This is a genomic window from Bradyrhizobium sp. LjRoot220 (assembly GCF_964252915.1).
Taxonomy (GTDB): Bacteria; Pseudomonadota; Alphaproteobacteria; order Rhizobiales; family Xanthobacteraceae; genus Bradyrhizobium.
Genome location: NZ_CAXUPS020000007.1, coordinates 222,337 through 247,095, shown reverse-complemented (window position 1 = coordinate 247,095; position 24,759 = coordinate 222,337). Strand labels below are relative to the sequence as shown.

The following is a 24,759-nucleotide window of genomic DNA, read 5'->3' as shown; positions in this document are numbered from 1 at the left end:
GGTGCCGCGCCTTTTATCATTCGCCGTGTTTTTCGTAACCTGGTGGATCGCCTCGCTGCTCGCCGGCGACGCCAAGCTGCCGCCTCCCCCCACCGTGCTCGCGGCGATGCTGGCGGAAGCGAAGTCGGGCGCTTTGTTCCTCAATCTCGGCGTGACCTTGGCGCGCGTCGCCCTCGCCTTCACCCTGGCGATGACGCTGGGCGCCGCCATCGGCTACCTGATGGGCCGGGTGCGGCTTGCCGATCGGCTGGGCGATCCCTGGCTGATCCTGCTGCTCAACTTGCCGGCGCTCGTGGTCATCGTGCTCGCCTACATCTGGGCTGGGTTGACGGAAGTCGCTGCCATTGCCGCAATTGCCATCAACAAGCTCCCGACCGCTGTCGTTACGCTGCGTGAGGGGGCACGGGCACTCGACGCAGCGCTCGACGAAATGGCGACAGTATTTGCGTTGCCGCGCGCAAGGACGTTCCGGCACGTCATATTGCCGCAACTGGCGCCCTATATCGCAGCGGCCGCGCGATCCGGACTTTCCCTGGTCTGGAAGATCGTCCTTGTTGCGGAGTTGCTCGGACGCCCGAACGGCGTTGGTTTCGAGATTGGCGTGGCGTTCCAGTTGTTCGACATCCCGCTTTTGCTGGCGTACTCGCTGAGCTTCGCGGCGGTCGTGCTCGTCATCGAAACCTTGTTGGTGCAGCCATTTGAGGCCCGGCTATCCCGGTGGCGCCCCCGTGCGGCTTGACGTCGATATCGCCAGCAAGACGTTCAAGAGCGCGGCGGGCGAACAGCACGACGTGATCGCCGGCGTGACCTTTGCACTCGATGCAGGCGAGGTTGGCGTGTTCGTCGGCCCATCCGGCTGCGGCAAGAGTACGATGCTGAGGATTCTCGCCGGCCTCGATCCCGACTTTCAAGGGCGTGTCGTGCGTCCGGCCGGCGCGCGGATCGGCATGGTGTTCCAGGAACCGCGGCTGCTGCCATGGCGATCGGTCGAAGAAAATGTCCGGCTTGTCGCACCTCTGGCCGACGAAACCAAGCTTTCAGCACTCTTCGAAATTCTGGAATTGAACGCACATCGCAACCATTTTCCCGGCGAATTATCGCTGGGCCTTGCCCGGCGCGTCGCGCTTGCGCGCGCGTTCGCCATCGAGCCAGATTTCCTCATTCTCGACGAACCGCTGGCCTCGCTTGATAACGCCCTCGCCGTCCGCCTGCGCGATCAGATTGCCATGCTGGTGGACGGCCGTTCCGTGATGACGCTGCTGGTTACCCATGACGTCGACGATGCGGCTCGTCTTGGCGACCGTTTGTTCCTGCTGTCGCCGCGCCCGGCTCGGGTTGTTGCCGAGCTGCCGATCCGCACGCCTCGCCGCGCGCGGGGCGATGCCGAGATCGCCGCGATCAAGGCGGACATCATGCGGCGGATCAACGGCGGTCTCACCGAGCGGGATGCCTCATAGGCAGTGTTTCAGGCGCGTGCTAAAGTACGTGATCGGCGGGATTGACCATGAAACGTTCGATCGGAACCGCAGCGTTTGGTCTTGCTCTTGTGACCGCGACGGCAATGGCGCAGGACATGATGCGCCACGTCGACCTGTCGTCACCCGATATGGTCTCGGCCGAAATGACTCGCGGCGAGGTCGAGGTCGCGCTTGCCGCCGCGACCGTTGCTGTGCCCGCCGACTTCACCGGCAAGCGACTATCCGGCCTCGACCTGTCAGGGCTCAACCTGTCCGGCGCGATCTTTCGCGCGGCGCGGCTCAACAGGACGAGGCTGGCCGGCGCCAAACTCGATCGTGCGATCCTCGACCAGGCATGGCTGCTCGAGGCGGATCTGACCGGTGCGAGCCTGAAGGGCGCCAATCTGTTCGCCTCGCAGATGGCTCGCGCCCGGCTCGATGGCGCCGATCTCTCCGGAGCACGCGTTGCTGCCGATCTTACCGGCGCGAGCCTCGTCGGAGCCTCGATCGCGGGCGCAAACCTGAGCGCCGACATGCGTAACCAATCGATGGGCCTGATGCGCGCGGTGCTGAAATCCGCCAATCTGGAACGGTTGAATGCACGCGGCGCCGATCTGTCACGCGTCGATCTCGAATTTTCGTCACTGAAAGGTGCCGACCTGACGGGTGCTTCCCTCAAGAACGCCCAACTCGGCGGAGCCGATTTGACCGGCGTCACGACCATCGATACTGATTTCGACGGCGCCGATCTTGATTCAGCGAAGTTGAAAACACCAATCGGCTTCGACCAGGCGAAAAATTTCGAGAAGGCGAAAAACCGGGAACGCCTGATAAGGTAGCGACAGCTTCAGATTTGCTGCGGGAGGATTGCATGATGCGCTGGATGCTGGCCTTGGTGGTGCTGTTGTTGGCGGGCGCCGACGAACTTGCCGCGCAGAGCAAGGGCAAGGGTATCCGGCTGTGGAATCTGACCACCGCGACGATCTCGGGCTTTCAGCTATCGCCGGCCGGAAAAGACGCCTGGGGACCAAACCTGACCCTGAACGACAAGGACAAGGAGGTCGACCACGATGAACGCCTGCGCATCACGGGCGTGGAGCCCGGACAATACGATGCCAAGGTGAGTTATCCCGACGCGAGGCAGTGCCTGGTGAAGGGAATCGACATCAAGGCGGATGCGGTATTTTCGATTGCCGACAAGGACTTGAAGGACTGCAACAAGTAGTGCTTGCGGCAGCCTCGCAAGATGACTTCATCCCACGGGCGCAACTTCGCCATTATCCGCCTTGTCGTTGGCGCGCGGATATTCGCAGCGCCACTTGACCGCGGTCCATTTCGGATGCTCGCCAGCCCATTGCGCGATATAGGGCTGCGCAGCCATGACGCATTGCCGCGGGGAAACGTCCGAGGAAAACACCAAATGCCGTTCTTCGCAGGTGGCCGGCGACAGCACCGCACATACCGTTATGATCAGGTCGATCGCATTCATGCCTGATATCCCTGGAACTGGTTCGCTGAACAGATAGCACGAACAGTTACGTAAGGGACGGGGCGAAGTTTCACTACACCGTGAAAATCCGGGAACCGCGGGTGATCCCACGATCGCCGCGCATCAAAAATTGATGCCGAATATCAGCCGCGCCTGATGGCGTTCGAAGTTGACGAGATCGAGCGCTGCGTTCGACCCGGCCGGACGTCCCCATGCCTGAACGCTCCAGGCTGCGGTCAATCGCGAGCGCGGCGACAACTGAAAATAGGCGGTGGGACCAACAAACAGCGCCTGGCCCGCGAGTTCCTGCAAACCGATCCCTTCATATTGGCGCAGATAGCGTGCTTCACCACCAAGAAAGAGGCCCGGACGTGTTTGCACCATCAGGCCGAGCGCAACGCCGATGGTCGATTCCTGCTCTGCGGCTCCGGTGCCGACGAGGCGCGACCATTCCGGCTGATAAATCAGATTGAGGGCAGCGACGGCGCGGTTTGGAATCACCTCGCGGTCGAACGCCAGCGTTAACCCCGTCCCGTAGCTTCGGACCGCCGCCGCCGTGGTCTCGTCGATGCGGTTGGCGTGGGTTTCTACCGCGAAGGTCAAGCCGAATGGGGCCGCGTCCCGATCGAGAAACCGGTAACGCAGGTCCACGGACACGCCTTCCCACGACAATTGGCGCCGATCCTCCAGACCTGGAACGCCGCGGATGTAATGAGACGCAAAGCTGGTCCCCAGTTCCACCCGAACATTCCTGGCAGGCACGAATTCCAACTCGAATTCCTGGCCGATCGCCCGGTACTTTCCGCCATTCCTGGCAAAACGACCGGTGGTCTCGCTCTGGAATTCGCGCTCGCCGACACTGCCGATATCCGTGCCGATCATGAAGCCGAACAGATGCTCGGTATCAATACCTTCAGCGCAAACACCACCACCCGGAAGCAGGGCGGAGAGACAGACGAATACCGCCCGGCAGATCTTCGAACGAATTGGCATCCACAAGCCACAGGAATGAAACGACGGAATGAAACAAGCGCGTCACTGAGCGACGCCGCACCCTACCACACCACAAGGGCCGGCAGCCAACGAATCGGAACGCGAAATCCCTGAATTCCAGTCAGCGGCGACGCCGCTCCTGACGCGACGGCAGCAACATCAGATTTTGAGGCATCGGTTGGCAGAACTTGTGCTGCAACAATCTGGACCGCATCGGCATTTTCGACAAACCGATCGATACAACCACCGTTCGATATAAGAGAACGTCGGGAACATGATTTCGCGAAGCGGCGTTCTGAACCAAAGCGGCGTTCTGAAATGAAGTGATGTTCTGAAATGAAGTGGCGTTCTAAAAAAATGGAGATGGACGAAATCTTGAACCGGACGTCTGCCGCGGCTCGAAGCACAGAGTGCAGTCTGAGCCGGGCAGAACGTTTCGGTGCAGTCTATTTGCGCGATGCGCAGGCGTACATGTTGATTTCCATGCCCACCGACACTTCGACGATTTTTGGAGTCTTCCAGGTCATTCGGGGTCCTCCCAACGAGTTTGGCGCGACGTTCGCGCCGGGGAGAACCTAGGGCCACCCCGGAGCCAGCGCAAGTACGGAACATCGGCGGCACACGCGAGAGTGCCGCACTTGACCGCCGATATTTCTCTCTCGGACAAAGTCACTTCTCTCCTAGGCAACACCGCATCGCCTCGCGACATCAGCGCAACAGCGCGTGGGCTGCAGGAGCCCCGCACCCAACGGAAGTTCGAATCGTCACTTGAAGATTTCGGTTTGCCTGCCCATGCGACATGTGGAAGGTTGGCGTCCTCTTGGGTCGAGGTGTCGGATGCCGGTGGCGAGTGGCGAGCTTGATTCGTTTGGTGACCGCGGCCCTCTGTTGCGATGGCTGGTCTTCACCGGGCTGTGGATTTTTGCGTTCGTTCTGCTGTGGCGCTACGGCTTGATTCGGCAGATGGTCGTAGGCGATCGCACCTATCTGTCGCCAATCATCGCTCTGCTCTATGTCGCGACGTCGCTGCACTGCCTGTGGCGCACGATCGTGATCGCGCGCGAGGGCGATGCGGCGCGCCGCACCGGCGCGTTGATCGCGTCTGGATCGGGTGGCTTTGATCTCGACAGAGGCGCCGTCGTCGTCGAAGGCGCCGGCCAGCTCCCGTCCGGGCTCGTCGCAGCGCACATTCGCGATCTTGCCGTCAAGGCGCGGCTGCAGGGATCCCGGAGGCTCGATCAGACGCTGCTGCTGCGCGGGCTCGCCAGCCGGCTGCGTGGCTCCAACCAGTTCGGCGCCTTCGCCAGTGACACGCTGATGAAGCTGGGCCTGCTCGGCACCATCATCGGCTTCATCATGATGCTGGCGCCGATTGCGGGGTTAGATCCCAGCGATCGCAGCACGGTCAGGTCCTCGATGAATCTGATGAGCGACGGCATGGCGGTCGCCATGTACACCACGCTCGCCGGCCTGGTCGGTTCGATCCTCGTCAGGATCCAGTACTACATGCTCGACGACGCGACGGCGAAGCTGTTTGCCTTCGCTGTCGGGCTGACGGAAGTCCGCGTGGTGTCGATCCTCGAGAACAGACCCGAGGCGGCGGAATGATCGACGAATTTGAACTGATGCCGCAGGAAGAGCCGTTCGATCCGTTCGCGGTCATGCTGTTCAAGGCACTGCAGGTCCTCGCCTTCCTGTTCTTCGTCGCATTGCTCGCCATCGCGCCCGACGCCAAGGATGGCAAGGTCGACAGCAAGGCGGAATTCCTCGTGACGATGGCCTGGCCCGACCAGCATCCTGACGATTTCGACATGTTCGTGCAGGACCCGCTTGGCAACATGGTCTGGTATCGGCGGCGCGAGGCCGGGTTCATGCTGCTCGACCGCGACGATCGCGGTGGCGCCAACGATTTCATTCTGGTCAACGGCCGCAAGGTCCACTCGCCGATCCGTCAGGAGACGGTTAGCATCCGCGGCATCGTCGCCGGCGAATACACCGTGAACATCTATCATTTTATCGCGATGGGCCGCGAACCCGTACCGGTCTCGGTGAAGGTCGAGAAGCTCAATCCAACGGTTCAGGTGGTCCACTACGCCAAGATGGTGATGGAGACCGCGGGCACTGAACGTACTGCCGTCCGCTTTTCGATAGATGCAAGCGGCGGCATCGTCGACGTAAACCACCACGAGAAGTCGCTGCTGCAGACGCTGCGCAATCGGCTCAGCAAAAGTGGCTGACCATGGAATTGCAGAAGGAAATCCTGGGTCTATCGATTGCCTACGCGCTGCTTGCGGCGTTGTTGCTGGTCATTGCATTGCGCGCACGCATCTCCTGGCGCCTCAAGGCCACGGCCGTGCTCGTCACCAGCGCCTTTTACTGCCTGGCGTTCTTTCGCATCGAAGGCCTGACCGGCTGGTCGGCGCCCGCACCGCTGCCGTCGCAATTCCAATTGTTGTGGGCGCGGATTATCGAACCGAACCCGCTCGATCGCGACCCTGGTGCAGTGCATATTTGGGTCGAGGAACTCGATGCCGCCAATCTTCCGAACGGTCAGCCGCGGGCCCATCGCCTGCCCTATTCCGCGGCGCTCGCCCACAAGGTGACGGCGGCGCGCGACGAGATCATGAAAGGCCATCCGCAGGGCGGGCGTGCGGCCGACTATGGATCCGGCAACGGACAACCCGCGCCGGAAGGTCCCGCTGACGTCTCAACGCTCCGCCCCACGGCTGCGCCGGGCGGCGATCCGATGAGCGGCGGTCCGCTCGATCTATCGTTCCTGACCGGTGAAGCCGGCAACATCGAATTCGCGCCGCTGCCCGCGCCGATTCTTCCGCCAAAGGGCGGGCCCTGACGCTGTTTCGATGCGACGGCGTGACCGCTCAATCAGGCACGCCGCGCCGAGAGCAACAGAGCAGTTCTGTTGCGGCTGGCCGCAGCCGATCGTGATCGGCGCTCCATTACTGTATTGGCCCTAATCGCAGGACTTGTCGGCAGTCTGCTCATCCGGCTTGGCGCCCTGGGCCTGCTGCGCGGCCGTCGGCTGACCTTGCATCTGCTTCTGCGCGTCCTGCGACGACGTTGCAACATCGTCGGCTGCACGATTCATCGTGCTGGTTGGCGCGTGTTCCTTGGCATCGGAAGCCATGCCGGTGGTCTGGCCGGTGCCTGTCGATGCGGGTCCGGAACCCGCGTCCTTCAGGTTTGCAGCTCGGCCAGTGGTGTCGCAAGGGCCTGCCATTGCGGTGCCGATGCTCAAAACGGCGATGGAGCAACCCGCGAGGATAAGTTGTTTGATGTTCATCTGGTCCTCCTTTGCGGCGACGCGCGCCCGGCGCGTCAGGATGGACGGGCAACCGATTCAGTGGCCACAGGTTCCGGGTGGCCAGGCGAGTCTCGCCATTGTTTAATCGGTTCCACTGACCATGGATTACAGATTTTGGGTTTACAGATTTTGCGAGGCCATCGATGCGATCATTGTACAGCCGAACAGCCGGCGCATTTCTTGCGGTCTGCCTTGCGCTGCCGGCGGATGCGCAAGACGGCACGCGGCTCGGCGAGCCGGCAGCGAACTCGACCGGCTCGCCTGCAACGCTGACCGGCAAGGAGCGGCTCGGCAGGAAATGGATGGATGAGCAGCGGATCGACAATTGCAACGTGCCGGTTGACAAGCGTGGGTCCCAACCGCGGCCAAGCATCTGCCCGCATGTTCCGATGGGCTGAGCAAGTGCTCACGCGCCGCCGGGCTGGACGTAACAGAACACATGACCATTGCGGCTCAGGAAAACGACGCCGTGACCCGTGGGATTCGATTGATCCCATTTGAGCTTGTTATTCGGGATTTCGATTTCCGTTCCGTTCTGGACGTGAGGCCGGCCGAGCGGTTCGTCCGGCCGGTCATCGGTGATGCGCGCGTAAGTCTTGCCATCCCGGACGTGGATTTCATCGGCCCAGTAGGCGTCGGCCTCGCCGCAGCACGACGCGCCGGGAGCGTCAGGCTGCATCAGCGACTGGTACCATTGCCGGACGGCAGGATCCGCGTTTTCCCACTGACCAAGATCGCGCGCGCCGAGTCCGGTAACCAAACAACCGTAAACGCCGAGAAAAAGGATGATTAGCTTCATCCGTCCCGCTCCTGTGTCGCCGGCGAGATGGTCAAAGCAATGTTCGTGCCGCAGAGCCGTAAGGGAACCGGGCCAGCCCACGCCGATTGAGCGCGAAAGCGAGCGCTCGGCGTCTAGCGCGTCGGTTCTGATCGATTCAGAATCGAAGCTCTGGACTCTTGTTTTGCGGAGTTTTCTTTACGCGAGCCGGTACCCGCTTCGCTCGAAACTACGAAGCATCCGGAGACGGGCTGCTATGCTGCGCCTTCTGGATCGAAGACGGAACAATTCCGAAATACCTGCGAAAAACCCGGCTGAAATGCGACGAACTCGAAAAGCCCCATGAAAATGCAACATCCGTGACGGTCTTGCCGCCGTGGGTCTCCAGTTCGTGGCGGCAGTTCTGCAACCGCGCCTTCCAGATATAGTCGCTGACGGTCATGCCCCGATCGCTGAACAGCATGTGCAGATAACGCTTGGTGCAGCCCAGCGCCGCGGAAATCTGATCGATGCAGAGATCCGGGTCGCGCAGATGTTCGCGGATGAATGCCTGGGCGCGAATATACATCGCCTCGGGGCCACCACGATCGAAACTCGCGTCCGCCTCGCGCAGCGGCAGCAGCAGGAGATCGATCAGGGAATCGGCGACGACGACCGCGTTGTTCGGCGACAGCCTCGACGCCTGGTCAAATGCCGCATGCACGAAGTCATAGGCGATCCGGCCGGTACCGGTGCGCGCCGAGAGCTTGCACGCGGACATCTTCGCCGAATTGAAGCCGCGCTCCTGCAGCAGCGCTTTCGGCACGATGACGACGTCGTGCCGCGTCAGCGCCGGGCTGATGATCGTATGCGGACAGGATACGTCGTAGGCAAGACAATCGCCGGGCATCAGATCGATCCGCCGGCCCTCCTGCTCGAAATAGGAAATCCCGTGCGTCTGGAACAATATCTTGACGTAGGGATGCTCGCTGGCTCTCGACCGGGACACGGTGTGCGCGATGCGGTGCTGGCTGACCTCGATCCGGCAGAGCTTCAGCTTTGAAACCGTGGTGTAGTTGACACGCGCCTCGAGCGACGAGGCCTTCAGCGGATCTATATCAAACTGGCCACACAGGTCCGTGAGTGCATCCGACCAGCACTGGATCTGCTTCTTCGGCGACAATCCCGAAGTGGTAAGCGAGTGGACCGTATCAACCATTTCCAGCCACCGATTCGAGAAAACGTAACTGTTGCCGCGAGAGACTCGGTCACGGTGAAGTGAAATTTACCTCAATTTGGAACGGTCGTTGTTGCCTAAGCGTCGTTGTTGCCAAAGCAACGTATGTCCCAGCATCCACTTGACAATCCTCCGACTTAGTTTCTGCCCCGTCAAGGGAAAGGTTCACTTCGATGGTGCGACATCCGTCGTAGTGCGCCGCACAGTGGCGCCTCTAACGGCTGCCCCATGTGTGGCAACACCACAGCGTTCCGGCCGCAAACCAGAAAATTAGCTCAGGTTCGCTTTGGAGCAAATGCCCTTCCCTCTTGGGCAAGTTTCCCATCCCGGAACGGGATAAAGATAAGAAACAAAATGGAAAAATGGGCCGTCTCGACGGAACCTAGAATTCATCAGTGGGAGGACGCAATGCGCAGAGTGCTATTTGCAACTTGTTTTGGTGCCTTAGCGGCGTTTGCCACGGGCGGTGCCCTGGCCAACGACGAATTGATCAAGATGTCGCAGAACCCGAAGGATTGGGTGATGCCGGCAGGCGACTACGCCAATACGCGCTACTCGAAACTCAACCAGATCACAGCGGCCAATGTCGGCAAGCTTCAGGTCGCATGGACGTTCTCGACCGGCGTGCTGCGCGGCCACGAAGGCGGACCGCTCATCATCGGCAACATGATGTATGTCCACACGCCGTTCCCAAACAAGGTCTATGCTCTTGACCTATCCAAGGACCAACAGATCGTCTGGAAGTACGAGCCGAAGCAGGATCCGAACGTCATTCCGGTGATGTGCTGCGATACCGTAAACCGCGGCGTGGCCTATGGCGACGGCAAGATCTTCCTGCACCAGGCCGATACTACGCTGGTCGCCCTCGATGCCAAGACCGGCAAGGTTGAGTGGTCGGCCAAGAATGGCGATCCCGGCAAGGGCGCAACCGGCACCTCCGCTCCGCTCGTCATCAAGGACAAGGTCCTGATTGGCATTTCCGGCGGCGAGTTCGGCGTGCAGTGCCACGTCACCGCCTACGACCTCAAGTCCGGCAAACAGGTCTGGCGGGCGTTCTCCGAAGGGCCGGACGATCAGCTCCTGATCGATCCCGAGAAGACGACCGATCTCGGCAAGCCGATCGGCAAGGATTCGAGCCTCAAGACCTGGCAAGGCGATCAGTGGAAGATCGGCGGCGGCTGCACATGGGGCTGGTTGTCCTATGACCCCGCTCTCAACATGGTCTACTACGGTTCGGGAAATCCCTCGACCTGGAATCCGAAGCAGCGCCCGGGCGACAACAAATGGTCGATGACCATTTTTGCGCGCAATGCCGATACCGGGATGGCCCGCTGGGTCTACCAGATGACGCCCCATGATGAATGGGACTATGACGGCGTCAATGAAATGATCCTCAGCGATCAGCAGATCGGCGGGACGGAGCGCAAGCTTCTCACCCACTTCGACCGGAACGGTCTTGCCTACACCATGGACCGTGTGAACGGTGAATTGCTGGTGGCCGAGAAGTACGATCCGAAGGTCAACTGGACCACCGGCGTCGACATGAACAAGAGCTCGCCGACCTACGGCCGTCCCAAGGTTGTCAGTCAATATTCGACTGAACAGACCGGCGAGGACAAGAACACCAAGGGCGTCTGCCCGGCCGCGCTCGGTACCAAGGACGAGCAGCCCGCGGCCTATTCGCCGGACACCCAGCTGTTCTATGTGCCGACCAACCACGTCTGCATGGACTATGAGCCGTTCAAGGTGAGCTACACCGCAGGCCAGCCCTATGTCGGGGCGACGCTTTCGATGTATCCGCCCCCCGGCGAGTCCCATATGGGCAATTTCATCGCCTGGGACAACAAAACCGGCAAGATCGTGTGGTCGAACAAGGAGCAGTTCTCGGTGTGGTCCGGCGCGCTCGCCACCGCAGGCGGCGTGGTGTTCTACGGGACGCTCGAAGGTTACCTCAAGGCGGTCGATGCCAAGACGGGTAAGGAACTCTACAAGTTCAGGACCCCGTCCGGCATCATCGGCAACGTCACGACCTATGAGCAGGGCGGCCGGCAGTATGTCGCGGTGCTGTCCGGCGTCGGCGGCTGGGCGGGCATCGGCCTTGCGGCTGGTCTGACCGATCCGACCGCGGGTCTCGGCGCGGTCGGCGGCTACGCAGCGCTGAGCAACTACACGGCGCTCGGCGGATCACTGACCGTATTTGCCCTGCCGCAGTAGCTGAACCATCTACGTTCCGGCGCATGGACCTGCTCCATGCGCCGGAGCACTTCCCAACGAATTTCGAGGACAAGCTCTTGCGTAAAATCTGGTTTGTGGGTGCCGCGATGATCTTCGTGGTCTCCGGAGGAGTTACTTTCGCTGAAAACGCGGTCGATCCGACTGCCGTCAAGTCCGAGGACGGAAAGTATTTCGACAAGGAAGGCACTCCGACCTTCAAGGTCGCGCCCGACGGCACGGTGGATTGGTACACCTACTCCGGATACCGCCGCTATCACTCGGAGTGCCACGTCTGCCATGGCCCCGACGGGATGGGATCGACCTATGCCCCTGCGCTCGCGGAATCGGCCAAGGCCATGAGTTACGGCGACTTCGTCGGTGTGGTCGCGAGTGGCCGCAAGAACGTGAGTTCGTCGCAGGAGAACGTGATGCCGGCGCTCGGCGATAATCCGAACGTCGCCTGCTACATGGACGACCTCTACATTTATCTGCGCGCACGCGGCTATGACGCTGTCGGGCGTGTGCGCCCTGCCAAAAAGGAAGATAAACCCGAGGCCTACACCCAGGCGGAGAATTCCTGCATGGGCAGGAAGTGACCCGTCGGCATATGCCAAGCACTGATCACCGCGCTGTTGCCGCGGCTTGAAATGCGAAAGTGGAGTTGAGAATGAAGACGCGAGCTGCTGTCGCTTTCGAAGCCAAGAAGCCTCTCGAGATCATCGAAGTCGATCTGGAAGGGCCAAAAGCCGGCGAAGTCCTGGTCGAGATCAAGGCGACCGGGATTTGCCACACCGATGCCTATACGCTGGATGGGTTCGACAGCGAGGGAATCTTTCCCTCGATCCTCGGCCATGAGGGCGCCGGCATCGTTCGCGAGGTCGGCCCGGGCGTGACGTCGGTGAAGCCGGGTGACCATGTGATCCCGCTTTACACACCCGAATGCCGACAGTGCAAAAGCTGCCTGAGCGGCAAGACCAACCTCTGCACCGCGATACGCGCCACGCAGGGCAAGGGCGTGATGCCCGACGGCACATCGCGGTTCAGCTACAAGGGCAAGCCGGTCTTCCATTACATGGGCTGCTCGACGTTTTCGAACTTTACCGTGCTGCCGGAAATCGCGGTGGCAAAGATTCGCGAAGACGCCCCGTTCGACAAGAGTTGCTATATCGGCTGCGGCGTGACGACCGGCGTCGGCGCGGTGGTCAACACCGCCAAGGTCACGCCGGGCGCCAATGTGGTCGTGTTCGGACTTGGCGGCATCGGACTCAACGTGATTCAGGGCGCCAAAATGGTCGGCGCCGACAAGATTATCGGGGTCGACATCAACGACAGCAAGGAAGAATGGGGCCGCCGCTTCGGCATGACGCATTTCGTCAACCCGACCAAGGTCGGCGGCGACATCGTCGCGCACCTGGTCACGCTCACCGACGGCGGCGCCGACTACACCTTCGACTGCACCGGCAACACCACCGTGATGCGCCAGGCGCTCGAAGCCTGCCATCGCGGCTGGGGCGTCTCCGTGGTGATCGGGGTCGCGGAGTCCGGCAAGGAAATCGCGACCCGGCCGTTCCAGCTCGTGACCGGCCGGGTGTGGAAAGGCACCGCATTCGGCGGCGCGCGCGGCCGGACCGATGTCCCGAGGATCGTCGATTGGTACATGAACGGAAAGATCGAGATCGATCCGATGATCACCCACGTCCTCAAGCTGGAGGAGATCAACAAAGGCTTCGACTTGATGCACGAAGGCAAGTCGATCCGTTCGGTCGTCGTATTCTAGAGTCAAAGAACGTCAACATAAGGAGGATAGGCCCATGACTGTTCACATCCACCCATCGGTCGACAACGGCGTCAAGAAAGGTTCGGGTAGCTTTGCCGGCGGCACCCTTGTCTGCAAATGCAGCGACAAACCGGTCAAGGTCAGCGTCAAGGGTGATGTCGCCCACAACCACGCCTGCGGCTGCACCAAATGCTGGAAGCCGGCTGGGGCAAACTTCTCGGTGGTGGCCGTCGTGCCACGCGAAAACGTGACGGTGCTGGAAAACGGCGATAAGCTGCAAATCGTCGACGCCTCGGCGGCGATCCAGCGCCACGCCTGCAAGGCCTGCGGCACGCATATGTACGGCCGGATCGAGAACAAGGGACATCCCTTCTACGGCCTCGACTTCATCCATCCCGAACTATTCCAGGAAGCCGGCTCGGCGGCACCGGGATTTGCGGCGTTCGTATCGTCCGTGATCGAAGCCGGCGTCCCGCCGTCCGAGATGCCAGCGATCAGATCCCGCCTCACGGAGCTCGGCCTCGAACCCTATGATTGCCTATCGCCGGCCCTGATGGATGCGATCGCTACCCACGTGGCGAAATCGAAAGCGAAAGCGGCCTGATCTCAAAATCATCTGCGACCGCCGGTGGCTTAACTGCCGCCGGCGGAGCCGCGATCGGCCGTGCAAGATTCGGCCTCGCTGAAGATCGTAGTTTCGCGTAGGAAATCGCAGGCTTGGTAGCGGGGGAGCGCCACAAACCCTACCCTTGTAGAATCTCGATGCGGCGCTCCGCGTTCAGATGCAGCTTGGCGGGCTCCGCTCGCGTCGGAGTGACGGTATCAACCCAACACTGACCTGCGATGCGCAGCCGCACGTGCTTACGTTGATTGCCCCTAGATTTTCGTTGATCTCCCGGCGCGCACATCGTGCGCGCGCCGCCTCTTGACTGGCCGAACATACTCAACTCTCACCCATCATCGGACCCGTTGAAACCTCGGGCGACCCGATGCGAATTGGCAGAATTGTGATGGCGCAAGGTGTGCAAACTCGGCTGCTGCCTGCGCGATCAATCAGTTGTCAAGCAAGATGGCACGCCCAAGCCGGAGCGGCACAGCATCGTGGAATATCGTGCATTTGGCCGCCACTCAGGATGAAAACAGCGAACTCAGATTTCATTGAAATTCCTTGTGATTTCGCCAGCTAGCTGATGTTCGACGATCGTCGGGACCGACTTCGGACGCGCCCGTATCGGGCATTTCGGCACGTTCACGGTTCCCCACACGATGGTCGGTCCAAGTCCTCGACGGCGCCCGACCGTTCAAGGCATGGCTGATCTTTGCGTTGCGAAACGAGCTCAAACTCAGAAGGAACTCTGTGATAACCTACGTGCCAGCAAGTCAAGCCCTCTCGAAGTCAGCTGAAACGCATACTGGAGATGCATTTCTCGAGATTTGATGGCATGATCATCAAGGGCTGCGGAGGCTCCGAGACCGAGGATTGCGGCGTACGTGATCAATCCCGGCCAAAGCGATGCGCTCAAAGAGATGCACTCCAGTATCAAGCGGACGATCGCGGCTGCGGTCAGACGGCGAGAGAAATGGAGGACCTTATGGCGTCGTGGCGTGACGACAAGGCCCGGGCGACCCTGATCCACGAAGCCGCGGGTAATGTGCAGCCGGGCAAGGCGCCCCGATCCTTTGCCGAGCATCTGTTCGGCCATACCAATCTCGAGGACCTCGCCAACTACGATGCGGCCTCCCTGGCCTTCCTGGCGGAACAGGCCTGGGAGCATGTGCAGCAACGCACGACGGGCCGTGCCGACATCCGCGTCGTCAATCCGATGATGCCCGACGGGCGCGAGATTTCCGTGCTCGAAGTTCTCAACGACAATATGCCCTTCTTGTTCGATTCCACCATGGCGGAGCTCGCCGAGGGGGGCATCGAGGTCACGCTGGTCGCCCACCCGATCATCGCCGTGGAGCGCAATGAGCAAGGCAAGCTGGTGCATTTCTACGGCGAAGTGCTGCCGGAGGGAGCAAAGGGCGAACGCGAAAGCCTGATTCATTTCCACATCGCGCGCCTGGACGCCGATGCCGACCGCCAGAAGCTGATCGAGGGCCTGACCAAAACGCTCAACGACGTGCGCGCCTGCGTCGCCGACTGGCGGGCCATGCGCGCCCGGGTCGAGCAGGCGATCATGACCTTCCGCTCCGATCCGCCGCCGCTGCCGATCGACGAGGTCGCCGAAGCCAACCAGTTCCTGCAATGGCTGTGCGCCGACAATTTCACCTTCCTGGGCTTGCGCGAATATCGCTTCTCGCCCGACGCCGATGCGTCGGACGACATCAGCACAGGCGAAGGCCTCGGCATCCTGCGTGATCCCAATGTGAAGGTCCTTCGCCGCGGCACCGAAATGGTGGTCATGACGCCGGAAATCCGCGAATTCATGCGCGAGCCGACCGTCCTGATGGTGGTCAAGGCCAATGTGAACAGCCGTGTTCATCGCCGCGTCCGCATGGATTATGTCGGCATCAAACTCTATGCGCCCGACGGCCGGCTCGAGGGCGAGTTGCGCCTCGTCGGCCTGTTCACCTCGGGTGCCTATACCCGCTCGGCGCGGCAGATCCCCTATGTCCGCCACAGGGTCGAGCAGGTGTTGCAGCGCGCCGGCTTCGACCCAGCCAGTCATTCAGGCAAGGCGGTCCTGCATATCCTCGAAGAGTATCCACGCGACGAGCTCTTCCAGGTCGATGCCGAAACGCTCTACAATTTCGTCATGGAAGTCCTGACGCTGTATGAGCGTCCCCGTGTGCGGGCGCTGGCACGGGCCGACAAGTTCGACCGTTTCGTCTCCATCCTCGTCTTCATTCCGCGCGAGAAATATGACACCGATGTGCGCACGCGCGTCGCGGACTTCCTGGAGAAGGTCTACAAGGGGCGCTTGGCGGCCTCCTACGCTTCCTTCCCCGAGGGATCGCTTGCGCGCGTCCACTACATTATCGGGCGCTATGAGGGCAAAACGCCTGTCGTCGAGCGCGCGACGCTGGAAGCCGAGATCAGCGCCATCGCCGCGACCTGGGCCGACAAGCTGAAGGCGGCGCTCGCCGCCTCCACCGACGGCATGCGAGCGCGCATGCTCGCCAACCGTTACGCCCAGGGCTTCTCTGGCGGCTACACCGAGGCCTTCGGCACCTCGCAGGCGATTGCCGATATCGCCACCATCGAAAAGCTCACCCCGGCGCGGCCGGTGGCGATTTCCGCCCACCGCATCGAGGGCGAGGAGGATCCAACGCGCTTCGGTCTCAAGGTCTTCTCACATGGCGCGCCCCTGTCGCTGTCGTACCGGGTGCCGGTGATCGAACACCACGGCCTGCGCGTCGTCAACGAGCGCACCTATCAGATCGTGCCTCGTGCCATGCCGGCGCCGGCGCCGGTATGGCTGCACGACATGACGATCGAGGCCAACGACGGCAAGCCGATCGTGATCAGCTCGGAATTCGGCCATCGCCTGGAAGCCTCGATCATGGCGGTGGTCGGCGATCGGGCCGAATCCGACGGATACAACGCCCTCATCCTGCGTACGGCCCTGAGCTGGCGCGAGGTTTCGACCATCCGCGCGCTCTCCCGTTACCTACACCAGATCCGCGCGCCGTTCAGCCAGGACTACATGTGGGAGACCTTGCGCAAGAACACCGCGATCACCGCCAGCATGGTCGCGCTGTTCCAGGCCCGCCTCGATCCGCGCCTCGCCACCACCGACGCCGAGCGCTCGGCACGTGAGACGACCCTCCTCACCGAGATCGAGGAGCAGCTCAAATCCGTCGCTTCGCTCGACGAAGACCGCATCCTGCGCCGGTTCACCAATCTGGTGCAGGCAACCATCCGCTCCAATCTGTGGCAGATCGGCCAGGACGGACATCCGCGTCCGGTGATCTCCTTCAAGTTCGACGCGCGCAAGATCGAAGACCTGCCGGCCCCGCGGCCGCTCTACGAGATCTTCGTCTATTCGCCGCGTGTCGAAGGCATTCATCTGCGCTTCGGCAAGGTCGCGCGCGGCGGGTTGCGCTGGTCTGACCGGCCGCAGGATTTCCGCACCGAGATCCTCGGCCTGGTCAAGGCCCAGCAGGTCAAGAACGCCGTGATCGTGCCAGTCGGCGCCAAGGGTGGCTTCGTGCCCAAACGCCTGCCGCAGCCCTCCAATCGCGACGCCTTCATGGCCGAAGGCACCGAAGCCTATCGCATCTTCGTTCGCTCCATGCTCGAACTCACCGACAATCTCGACGGCGACGTCATCGTGTCGCCCGACTCCACCGTGCGGCATGACGGCGACGACCCCTACCTCGTCGTCGCCGCCGACAAGGGCACCGCCACCTTTTCCGACATCGCCAACGCGATCTCGACCGAGAAGAACCATTGGCTCGGCGATGCCTTCGCCTCCGGCGGCAGCCAGGGCTATGACCACAAGAAGATGGGGATCACGGCGCGCGGCGCCTGGGAGGCGGTGAAGCGCCACTTCCGCGAGCTGGGCACCGACATTCAGACCATGCTGTTCACCGTCGCCGGCGTGGGCGACATGTCCGGCGATGTGTTCGGCAATGGCATGCTGCTCTCGCCGGCGACCAGACTGGTCGCGGCTTTCGATCACCGCGACATCTTCATCGATCCCTCGCCCGACCCGGCCGTCAGCCACGCCGAACGCCTGCGCATGTTCAACCTGCCACGGTCGAGCTGGCAGGATTACAACAAGGCGCTGATCTCGCAAGGCGGCGGCGTGTTCTCGCGCTCTCTCAAGGCCATTCCGCTCGCCCCGGAAGTGCGCACCCTGCTTGATCTCGACAAGCCGCAAGCCACGCCGTTCGAGGTGATGACGGCGATCCTGAGAGCGCGCGTCGACCTTCTCTGGTTTGGCGGCATCGGCAGCTATATCCGCGCGTCGGGGGAAAGCGACGATCAGGTCGGCGATCGCGCCAACGATCCGATCCGCGTCACGGGCGCCGATATCCGCGCCCGGGTGATCGGCGAGGGCGCCAACCTTGGCGTGACCCAGCGCGGCCGCATCGAAGCCGCGCAGAAAGGCGTCAAGCTCAACACCGACGCGATCGACAATTCGGCCGGCGTGAACACCTCCGACGTCGAGGTCAATATCAAGATCGCGCTGGCGCGCCCCGAGCACGAGGGACGCCTCAGTGCGGCTGACCGCAACAGCCTGCTGGCCGCGATGACCGACGAGGTCGGCGCCCTGGTGCTACGCAACAATTACCTGCAGACGCTGGCGCTTTCTCTGGCCGAACGCAAGGGCTTGGCAGAGACCGGCTTCCTCACGCGCCTGATGCAGTCGCTCGAGCAGCGCGGCCTTCTCAGCCGCGCTGTGGAATTCCTGCCCGACGACGCGGCGATCGCCGAACGCGCCCGGCGCGGCCAATCCTTGACTCGGCCGGAACTTGCCGTGCTGCTCGCTTACGCCAAGCTGACGCTTTACGACGATCTGCTCGCCACCAGCGTGCCTGACGATCCATATCTAGCCCGCGAATTGTCTCAGTACTTCCCGCGCGAGGTTGAGGACAAATTCCCCGCTGCATTGGAACAGCATCGCCTTCGGCGGGAGATTATCGCCACCAATCTCGCCAATGCCGTTATCAATCGCGGCGGCCCGGCGTGTGTCGTGCGCCTGATCGACGAGACGGACGCCGACGTGTCGACCGTTGTCATGGCCTTCGTGGCGGTGGATGAATCCTACGGTCTGAAGCGGCTGAATGACGCGATCGATGGGCTCGACACACGCATCGACGGGCAATTGCAACTTACCCTCTATGCGGCGATTCAGGATCTCCTGCTCTCCCGTATGGTCTGGTATGTGCGCAACGTTGATTTCAAGGCCGGTCTGGACTCGGTCATCGCGCGGTTCGGCCCGAGCATCCGCGAGATCGTCGCCGGACTCGACAAGACCCTTCCGGAGGACTCGCAGGCCGGGCGCAGCAAGCGACGGCAGGACCTGATCGATGCCGGCGTCCCAGCCGACGTCGCAGGCGAACTCGCCGATCTCGACGCCTTGGTCTCGGCACCGGATATCGTGACTGTAGCGGAGCGCACCAGCCGGACCATCGGCGACGCCGCCACTACCTTCTTCGCTGCCGAGGCTAATTTCCGCCTCGATCGCCTTATCGCCGCGGCGCGCAGCGTCCCGGCAAACGATAATTACGAACGTCTCGCCATTGATCACGCCATTGACCAGATCGCAGCCGCCGAAAGAAGACTGGCTGCGGACATGCTGGCAACCGGCCAATGCGGCCAGGAGGCCGCCGGGAACTGGCTGGCGGCTCATCCTGAAGCGACGCGCATCCGCCGCTCGGTCGAGGAGATTGTGGCCAGCGGCCTGACGCTCGCGAAGCTGACGGTGGCGGCGAACTTGCTCGGGGATATAGTGAAGGGCTGAGTGGGCGCGCTCACGATGAGCGATTCGGGATATGAGCACTCGTAGATCGTCGATGCGTGTGGGAAACTGGGTTTCGCCAGCAGACGCTCAACGATCGGCCCCTCGCGCTCACCGCGCCGGAGCGGCATCGCAAAACATCCAATAATATCGTGAAAATGGCGCTGCCTAGGGATGGGGCGGAAATGAGTGATTTCAATGGGTTAGAGAAAGGTTTGGGCAACTACTGCCTTATTGCTTTTCCAAAGCGTTTTCAGAACGGCTGCCCAAACCCGCCCTAAAGGCGATGAAAGCCGAGCCTCGCCGCCAATACTGCAAACTCACCAGCGACGACAGTTGAGCACCCTCACCGCGCTTCATGGCGTCCGGGCGCCGTCGCTACGACTGCAAATCACTTCAAGCGCAAAACTTCACTCTTCCAATTTCTTGCTCAGTTCAGGATCGAGCTTGTTCCGGTCGACCGACTGATAGAACGTGACGGGTCTGCATTTTCCCTCGAAATCCGCGAGGACAATGGCCGTCCACGGATTCGTGGTCTCGCCCGAATTGTCGCGGAGGTCCGGCATGACCTTGCGAGCAGCGATCACATACCAGGCGCGACCAGCCGATGCGGCCTTCGAAGCCGCAGCGAATTCATCCAATATTGCGCGCAGATTTTTGCGCATTTCTTCTTCAGTGTCGCCGCGGAGGTATTTTCGAGACGACTTCCCCGCCTCGCCGTACTCATGATGAATGTTCAACTGCAGTCGGGCATCGTCCACTTCGATCTTGGTCACCCGTATCGCCGCTCCGCCTTCGCGAAGATAGTCTCGCACCCGGACATCGCAGCCCAGAAATCTGTCCGCGGGCGGCTGACTGACGCTGGCTGCAGGGGGGACCGCGGCAAGAGCCCGGTTGTTCTTTTTTCGAGGCGCAGCATCCGCTGGAATCGTGGCGATGGCGGCGGTGAGGAGCGCCGCGGCAAGCACGACTGGAAGAGGGGTACGCATGACTGTGCTGCCAATGTATGTTTTTAGAACGCACTGGCCGCAGAGTTGGTTCCGCGGCCCGGCAAAGATCGGAGCGGTGCTGCGCGCCCGGACAAAGCGGGCGGCGGCGCCTCGGGAACTTTTTCCTCAGCACAGCCTTGTTTAATATCGTTCTACAAAAAGGGACCTTACGGAGGCGGTTTTCGACCGTCGGCAGGTCATGGACTCGATTCTCATCAAGATCTTCGCCACGGCGCTTGCCTTCAGCCAGGTCACTACCCGTCCGGATGAGGTCAAGACGGAATTCGATGCGGCGCGCGACCGCTTGGAGGTGGCGCAGCTTATGAGTGCCGGCTGCACCCACATGCGCAAGGCTTTCGACATCGAGGACATCAACCTGGACGATCTGATTGCCACTGCCATGGATGACAAGGAGGCGTTGAGCAGCGAGATCAAGGCGCTCAAGGGGCTGAAACTGGCGGACCTCCACGTGGCCTACAAGCAGTTCTGCAAGGTCGAAAACGTGGAAGTATCTCCGGTCGACCTTGGTCAGGTCATCACTTTCTACAACAGCGCGGTCAAGGATCTGCCCGACGCGGTGCAGCTCAAGCACCTCAGGCTTCCTGGCACCAGCGTGGTCCTCGACAACAAGCGCGAGCGCGTTGCCGAGATTTACGAGCCGAACAATCGCCGCGTCTGGATCAAGCTTGCGGATATCCCGGAAGCGGTGCGCAACGCATTCATCGCCGCCGAGGACAAGCGCTTCTTCCAGCACGCCGGCATCGACGAGCGCGGACTGGTCCGCGCCTTCATCGGCAACTTCGCACAGCCGGGCCGGCCGCAGGGCGGCTCGACCATTACGCAGCAGGTCGCCAAGAACCTGCTGGTGGGCAACGACATCACTTACGAAAGAAAACTGCGCGAAATGATCGTTGCCTCGCGGATCGAGCGCGCCCTGACCAAGGCGGAAATCCTCGAACTCTACCTCAACTCGATTTATCTCGGTCGCGGAGCCTGGGGCATTGAGATGGCGGCGCGCAGCTATTTCGGTAAACCGGCCAAGGCACTCTCCGCAGTCGAGGGCGCGCTGCTCGCCGGGCTTGCCAAGGGGCCGAACTACTTCAATCCCGACCGCCACCCTGAGCGCGCGCGGGAGCGCCTTGCCTACGTGCTGGGCCGCATGCAGGACGACGCCATGATCGACGCCGCCGCGGCGCAAGCCGTATTGCCGCAGCTTGTCGAGTACCGGCCGACGCGACGGGACTTCGGCTTTCACTTCGTCGACCACATCGCCCGCGAGGCAAAGGTAGTCGCGGGCCTCGATACGCTCACCAAATCCTCCTACACGGTGCACTCGACCGTCAATTCGGCCTTGCAGCGCACAGTCGAAGCGACATTGCAGGAGGGGCTGGCGCGGTACGAGCTGAACACCAATCGCTACAAATTCGAGGGACCCGAGGCGAACATTTCCGATGCCGTCCGTCTGAGAGCGGCCGATCTGAAGGCCACGGAGCCGGCCTGGCTCGTGGCGTTGAAGACGACCCGGCTGCCTCTCTATGACGTTCACTGGGAATCGGCGGTCGTCCTGGAGAATACGCGTGGCAAGCGTGGCGATGCGATCAACGTCGGTCTGATCGACGGAAGCGTCCTGCCGCTGAACACCTGGAGCGCCGCGATCCGGCGCAGTCTCAAGCCGTACGACGTGGTCTACGTGCAGGTGCGCAAGGCCAATGGCAAGCAGGCGGCGCGTGCCGATCTGCGCATTCGACCAACCGTGCAGGGAGCGGCGGTCGTACTGGGGAACGAAACCGGTCGCATTCTCGCGATGGCGGGCGGCTTTTCGTATCCGGCAAGCCAGCTCAACCGCGTCGTCCAGAGCCTGCGGCAACCCGGCTCCACCCTGAAGCCGCTAACCTACCTCGCCGCCCTTCGGAAGGGCTTGCAGCCCAACACGCTGGTAATGGATCAACCCATTACGCTGCCACCGATCGGCGCGACCGCCCACGCGCGCCAGCGCGGTTTCTGGTCGCCAAGGAATTACGACCGCGGCGCTTCGGGCTCCATTACGCTGCGGCGTGCGCTGGAAAACTCCCGGAATCTCGCCACCGTGCAACTGCTCGCGAGCGGCCTCGACGACAGCGCCGAGCGAGGTCTCGACCGGGTCTGCGAACTCGCGATGGAGTCGCAGCTCTACAAGGATTGCATGCGCTATTACCCGTTCGTGCTCGGTGCCCAAACCGTGCGGCTGATCGACCTTGCGGCGTTCTATGCAGCGATCGCCAATGAAGGCGCACGGCCCCAGCCCCATGCGATCGAAACCATCGAACGGGACGGCCGCCCGATCTACCGGCACGATCCGCAGTCGGTGATCTGGATCGGTTCCGCCGACCGCGCATCGTTTTACCAATTGAAATCGATGCTGCAGGGCGTGCTCGCGCGCGGAACCGCGCGCGCGGTGAAGCATCTGTCGCCCTATGTCGGCGGCAAGACCGGCACCACCGATGATTCGGTCGATGCCTGGTTCGTCGGTTTCACCAATGACGTCACCGTCGCCATCTGGGTCGGCTACGACAACAGCGACGGCGCGCACCGCCGCACGCTGGGGCCCGGCCAGACCGGAGCGAAGGTGGCGCTGCCGATGTTCGAGCCGATCGTGCAGGCAGCCTGGGAGCTGCACGCTCCCAAGACGGCGTTGAACGGCCCTTCGCGCGAAGCCATGCGTCAGCTCGTTGCTCTGTCGATCGATGCTTACACCGGCGATCCTGCACCGGCCGGCTCCGGGCGCGCTTTCACCGAGTACTTGAAGAGGGATCCGTCGGGCAGAGTCAATGATACGCAGTTTCGGATCGTCTCGCGTGCAGAAAGCTACTACCCCTATCGTGGCGGTTATGACGGAGACGACCGGCCATTCCGGTCGTGGCCCCACGGTAGCCGTCTTTACGGCGATAACCGGCCGCCCTTTCCATTCCCGACCTGGCGTCTTGGTCCGCGCGAATATCCCTCCGCGCGCGGATATCCCGATGACGAGGACCGCCTCCCGCGACCGCCGCTTCGAGTCGATCCCGATTATTTCTGGCGGCGGCTGAATTGAGCACCCCATGAGAATCCACCGTGCCGCCGTCCTTATCGCCGCCAGCGTGGTCACTTGCACGGGCGCGGCCGCGCAGGAATTCCAGCTGGAGGACGTGCCCGCAGCCGCCAGCGTTCCGATCGCACAGATCAAACCGCGCACGGTGATCTTCGCCGACCAACGCAACGACAAGCTCGCCGATTCCTCGACCGGGCTCATTCCTTTCGACGAATGGGCCGGCTCACGTCCGGTTCAGCGGCGCTTCCTCTCGCTGTTCCCGAGCTTCGTTGAGCCCACGATCAACCAACAAACCAAGCTGAAGCTCTCTGTCTACCAGGCGGAGGCGCGGTTTCGACTTCCAAGGCCGGCAGCGGCATTGGATTTGTCACGGTATGCGAATGTCGCGTTCCTCGAGCAGATCGATCCCGCAGTCAAGCACCGGCCGATCACGGCGGGCGATGCTGTTCCCAACAAGGGCGCCGGGGCCGCGTACAACCTTCCGCCGAATCGCCGCTGGTGCGAGGACGCAAAGGCGGTCTGCGTGCAGTCCCGCTACATGTTCGAAGGGAAAATTCCGGCGGGCATTCGCCTTGCCAACAAGCTGCGCGAGGAGAGCAAAAGGCCCATTCCGGATTTCATCGAGTTCCAGAGTGAGATGATGCTGGTCACGCCTCCGCAGCTTGCCGAGCTGCCGAGCCTGACAGGGCTCGATTCCACCGTTACCGGCGCGCTCGAGCAGAACATCTTTTGGGTCAACCAGGTCATCCAGTTCGGCAAGCTGCTGGCGGTTCTGCAACAGCATCCGACCGAGCGGGAAGCCGCCATCGCGACGGTCTACATCCTGATTGCGGTCAGGAACGACGTGCTGAACAAGCAAAGGGAATACGCCAATACGCCCATGCTGCGAAACCTCGTGCCCGCGCAACTGCTCCTGGGCAACAGCTCCTTCAACGTCGGCGATTCGCTGAGCGCCGGCCTGCCGAAATACGCCAGAAGCCGCATCAAGGCGATCGCCGACTTGATGGAGCGGGAATGAGCAGATCGTGTGCGGCGACGAATGGA

At 61.9% G+C, this 24,759-nt stretch carries 23 protein-coding genes; 15 read left to right on the top strand and 8 right to left on the bottom strand.

What is annotated here, in order from left to right; genetic code table 11:
* Position 1: 1 nt before the first annotated feature.
* From ACSQ84_RS26875 to ACSQ84_RS26860, 4 genes are read left to right on the top strand one after another with little or no spacing between them, the layout of a single operon-like run.
* On the top strand, positions 2 to 739 hold the full coding sequence (locus tag ACSQ84_RS26875; protein WP_436214730.1) for an ABC transporter permease: 738 nt from the start codon (positions 2 to 4) through the stop codon (positions 737 to 739).
* Complete coding sequence (locus ACSQ84_RS26870; protein WP_436214729.1) at positions 729 to 1,457, top strand: ABC transporter ATP-binding protein; 729 nt, start codon at positions 729 to 731, stop codon at positions 1,455 to 1,457. The genes ACSQ84_RS26875 and ACSQ84_RS26870 overlap by 11 nt, the downstream gene beginning before the upstream one ends.
* 47 nt (positions 1,458 to 1,504) lie before the next feature.
* The gene (locus tag ACSQ84_RS26865; RefSeq protein ID WP_436214728.1) at positions 1,505 to 2,296 is read left to right on the top strand and encodes a pentapeptide repeat-containing protein; all 792 of its coding nucleotides are present in this window, start codon (positions 1,505 to 1,507) and stop codon (positions 2,294 to 2,296) included.
* Positions 2,297 to 2,331: 35 nt separating this feature from the next.
* Complete coding sequence (locus ACSQ84_RS26860) at positions 2,332 to 2,682, top strand: hypothetical protein (protein WP_436214876.1); 351 nt, start codon at positions 2,332 to 2,334, stop codon at positions 2,680 to 2,682.
* 27 nt (positions 2,683 to 2,709) lie between these two features.
* On the opposite strand, the gene ACSQ84_RS26855 is transcribed toward ACSQ84_RS26860, so the two are convergent.
* The 4 genes from ACSQ84_RS26855 to pqqA all read right to left on the bottom strand — a co-directional run bounded on the left by ACSQ84_RS26855 (position 2,710) and on the right by pqqA (position 4,466).
* Positions 2,710 to 2,946 (bottom strand): hypothetical protein, encoded by a 237-nt coding sequence (locus ACSQ84_RS26855; protein ID WP_436214727.1) that lies wholly within the window; start codon positions 2,944 to 2,946, stop codon positions 2,710 to 2,712.
* A gap of 123 nt (positions 2,947 to 3,069) precedes the next feature.
* Positions 3,070 to 3,939, bottom strand: coding sequence for a hypothetical protein (locus tag ACSQ84_RS26850; protein ID WP_436214726.1), 870 nt, complete (start codon positions 3,937 to 3,939; stop codon positions 3,070 to 3,072).
* 62 nt (positions 3,940 to 4,001) lie between these two features.
* Positions 4,002 to 4,346 carry a hypothetical protein gene (locus ACSQ84_RS26845; protein WP_436214725.1) on the bottom strand — a complete coding sequence of 115 codons (345 nt, stop codon included), beginning with the start codon at positions 4,344 to 4,346 and terminating at the stop codon, positions 4,002 to 4,004.
* A 39-nt stretch (positions 4,347 to 4,385) separates the two neighbouring features.
* Positions 4,386 to 4,466, bottom strand: a complete 81-nt coding sequence (gene pqqA / locus ACSQ84_RS26840) for a pyrroloquinoline quinone precursor peptide PqqA (protein WP_192736930.1) — start codon at positions 4,464 to 4,466, stop codon at positions 4,386 to 4,388.
* A gap of 310 nt (positions 4,467 to 4,776) precedes the next feature.
* Here pqqA and ACSQ84_RS26835 point away from each other — a divergent pair, with 310 nt between their 5' ends.
* Genes ACSQ84_RS26835 through ACSQ84_RS26825 form a run of 3 tightly spaced genes read left to right on the top strand, consistent with a single transcriptional unit; the run spans position 4,777 to position 6,790 of the window.
* Positions 4,777 to 5,547 carry a MotA/TolQ/ExbB proton channel family protein gene (locus ACSQ84_RS26835; protein WP_436214724.1) on the top strand — a complete coding sequence of 257 codons (771 nt, stop codon included), beginning with the start codon at positions 4,777 to 4,779 and terminating at the stop codon, positions 5,545 to 5,547.
* Entirely contained in the window at positions 5,544 to 6,176 is a 633-nt protein-coding gene (locus ACSQ84_RS26830) for a hypothetical protein (protein ID WP_436214723.1), read from the top strand. Before ACSQ84_RS26835 ends, ACSQ84_RS26830 begins: the two co-directional genes overlap by 4 nt.
* A 2-nt stretch (positions 6,177 to 6,178) precedes the next feature.
* Positions 6,179 to 6,790, top strand: a complete 612-nt coding sequence (locus ACSQ84_RS26825; RefSeq protein ID WP_436214722.1) for a hypothetical protein — start codon at positions 6,179 to 6,181, stop codon at positions 6,788 to 6,790.
* Between the two features lie 120 nt (positions 6,791 to 6,910).
* Here the strand turns inward: ACSQ84_RS26825 and ACSQ84_RS26820 are convergent, their stop codons facing one another.
* Positions 6,911 to 7,240 carry a hypothetical protein gene (locus ACSQ84_RS26820; protein ID WP_436214721.1) on the bottom strand — a complete coding sequence of 110 codons (330 nt, stop codon included), beginning with the start codon at positions 7,238 to 7,240 and terminating at the stop codon, positions 6,911 to 6,913.
* Between the two features lie 164 nt (positions 7,241 to 7,404).
* Here ACSQ84_RS26820 and ACSQ84_RS26815 point away from each other — a divergent pair, with 164 nt between their 5' ends.
* Positions 7,405 to 7,659: a hypothetical protein gene (locus tag ACSQ84_RS26815; RefSeq protein WP_436214720.1), complete on the top strand. Its 255-nt coding sequence runs from the start codon at positions 7,405 to 7,407 to the stop codon at positions 7,657 to 7,659.
* Between the two features lie 8 nt (positions 7,660 to 7,667).
* Here ACSQ84_RS26815 and ACSQ84_RS26810 read toward each other — a convergent pair whose 3' ends face one another.
* Together ACSQ84_RS26810 and ACSQ84_RS26805 are read right to left on the bottom strand one after the other, a co-directional pair.
* Positions 7,668 to 8,060 carry a hypothetical protein gene (locus tag ACSQ84_RS26810; RefSeq protein WP_436214719.1) on the bottom strand — a complete coding sequence of 131 codons (393 nt, stop codon included), beginning with the start codon at positions 8,058 to 8,060 and terminating at the stop codon, positions 7,668 to 7,670.
* Positions 8,061 to 8,268: 208 nt separating this feature from the next.
* Positions 8,269 to 9,237, bottom strand: a complete 969-nt coding sequence (locus ACSQ84_RS26805) for a helix-turn-helix domain-containing protein (RefSeq protein ID WP_436214718.1) — start codon at positions 9,235 to 9,237, stop codon at positions 8,269 to 8,271.
* Positions 9,238 to 9,663: 426 nt separating this feature from the next.
* On the opposite strand from ACSQ84_RS26805, the gene xoxF5 reads away from it, so the two are divergent.
* The 5 genes from xoxF5 to ACSQ84_RS26780 all read left to right on the top strand — a co-directional run bounded on the left by xoxF5 (position 9,664) and on the right by ACSQ84_RS26780 (position 19,662).
* Positions 9,664 to 11,469 carry a lanthanide-dependent methanol dehydrogenase XoxF5 gene (xoxF5, locus tag ACSQ84_RS26800; protein ID WP_436214717.1) on the top strand — a complete coding sequence of 602 codons (1,806 nt, stop codon included), beginning with the start codon at positions 9,664 to 9,666 and terminating at the stop codon, positions 11,467 to 11,469.
* 107 nt (positions 11,470 to 11,576) lie between these two features.
* The gene (locus ACSQ84_RS26795) at positions 11,577 to 12,065 is read left to right on the top strand and encodes a c-type cytochrome, methanol metabolism-related (RefSeq protein ID WP_436214875.1); all 489 of its coding nucleotides are present in this window, start codon (positions 11,577 to 11,579) and stop codon (positions 12,063 to 12,065) included.
* Between the two features lie 71 nt (positions 12,066 to 12,136).
* Complete coding sequence (locus tag ACSQ84_RS26790; RefSeq protein WP_436214716.1) at positions 12,137 to 13,246, top strand: S-(hydroxymethyl)glutathione dehydrogenase/class III alcohol dehydrogenase; 1,110 nt, start codon at positions 12,137 to 12,139, stop codon at positions 13,244 to 13,246.
* Positions 13,247 to 13,280: 34 nt separating this feature from the next.
* Complete coding sequence (gene gfa, locus ACSQ84_RS26785) at positions 13,281 to 13,850, top strand: S-(hydroxymethyl)glutathione synthase (protein ID WP_436214715.1); 570 nt, start codon at positions 13,281 to 13,283, stop codon at positions 13,848 to 13,850.
* Positions 13,851 to 14,826: 976 nt separating this feature from the next.
* Positions 14,827 to 19,662 carry an NAD-glutamate dehydrogenase gene (locus ACSQ84_RS26780; protein WP_436214714.1) on the top strand — a complete coding sequence of 1,612 codons (4,836 nt, stop codon included), beginning with the start codon at positions 14,827 to 14,829 and terminating at the stop codon, positions 19,660 to 19,662.
* A 407-nt stretch (positions 19,663 to 20,069) separates the two neighbouring features.
* Here the strand turns inward: ACSQ84_RS26780 and ACSQ84_RS26775 are convergent, their stop codons facing one another.
* Entirely contained in the window at positions 20,070 to 20,648 is a 579-nt protein-coding gene (locus ACSQ84_RS26775) for a hypothetical protein (protein WP_436214713.1), read from the bottom strand.
* Between the two features lie 199 nt (positions 20,649 to 20,847).
* On the opposite strand from ACSQ84_RS26775, the gene ACSQ84_RS26770 reads away from it, so the two are divergent.
* Complete coding sequence (locus ACSQ84_RS26770) at positions 20,848 to 23,718, top strand: penicillin-binding protein 1A (protein ID WP_436214712.1); 2,871 nt, start codon at positions 20,848 to 20,850, stop codon at positions 23,716 to 23,718.
* Between the two features lie 7 nt (positions 23,719 to 23,725).
* Positions 23,726 to 24,733 (top strand): hypothetical protein, encoded by a 1,008-nt coding sequence (locus tag ACSQ84_RS26765; RefSeq protein ID WP_436214711.1) that lies wholly within the window; start codon positions 23,726 to 23,728, stop codon positions 24,731 to 24,733.
* The last annotated feature ends 26 nt before the right edge of the window (positions 24,734 to 24,759 follow it).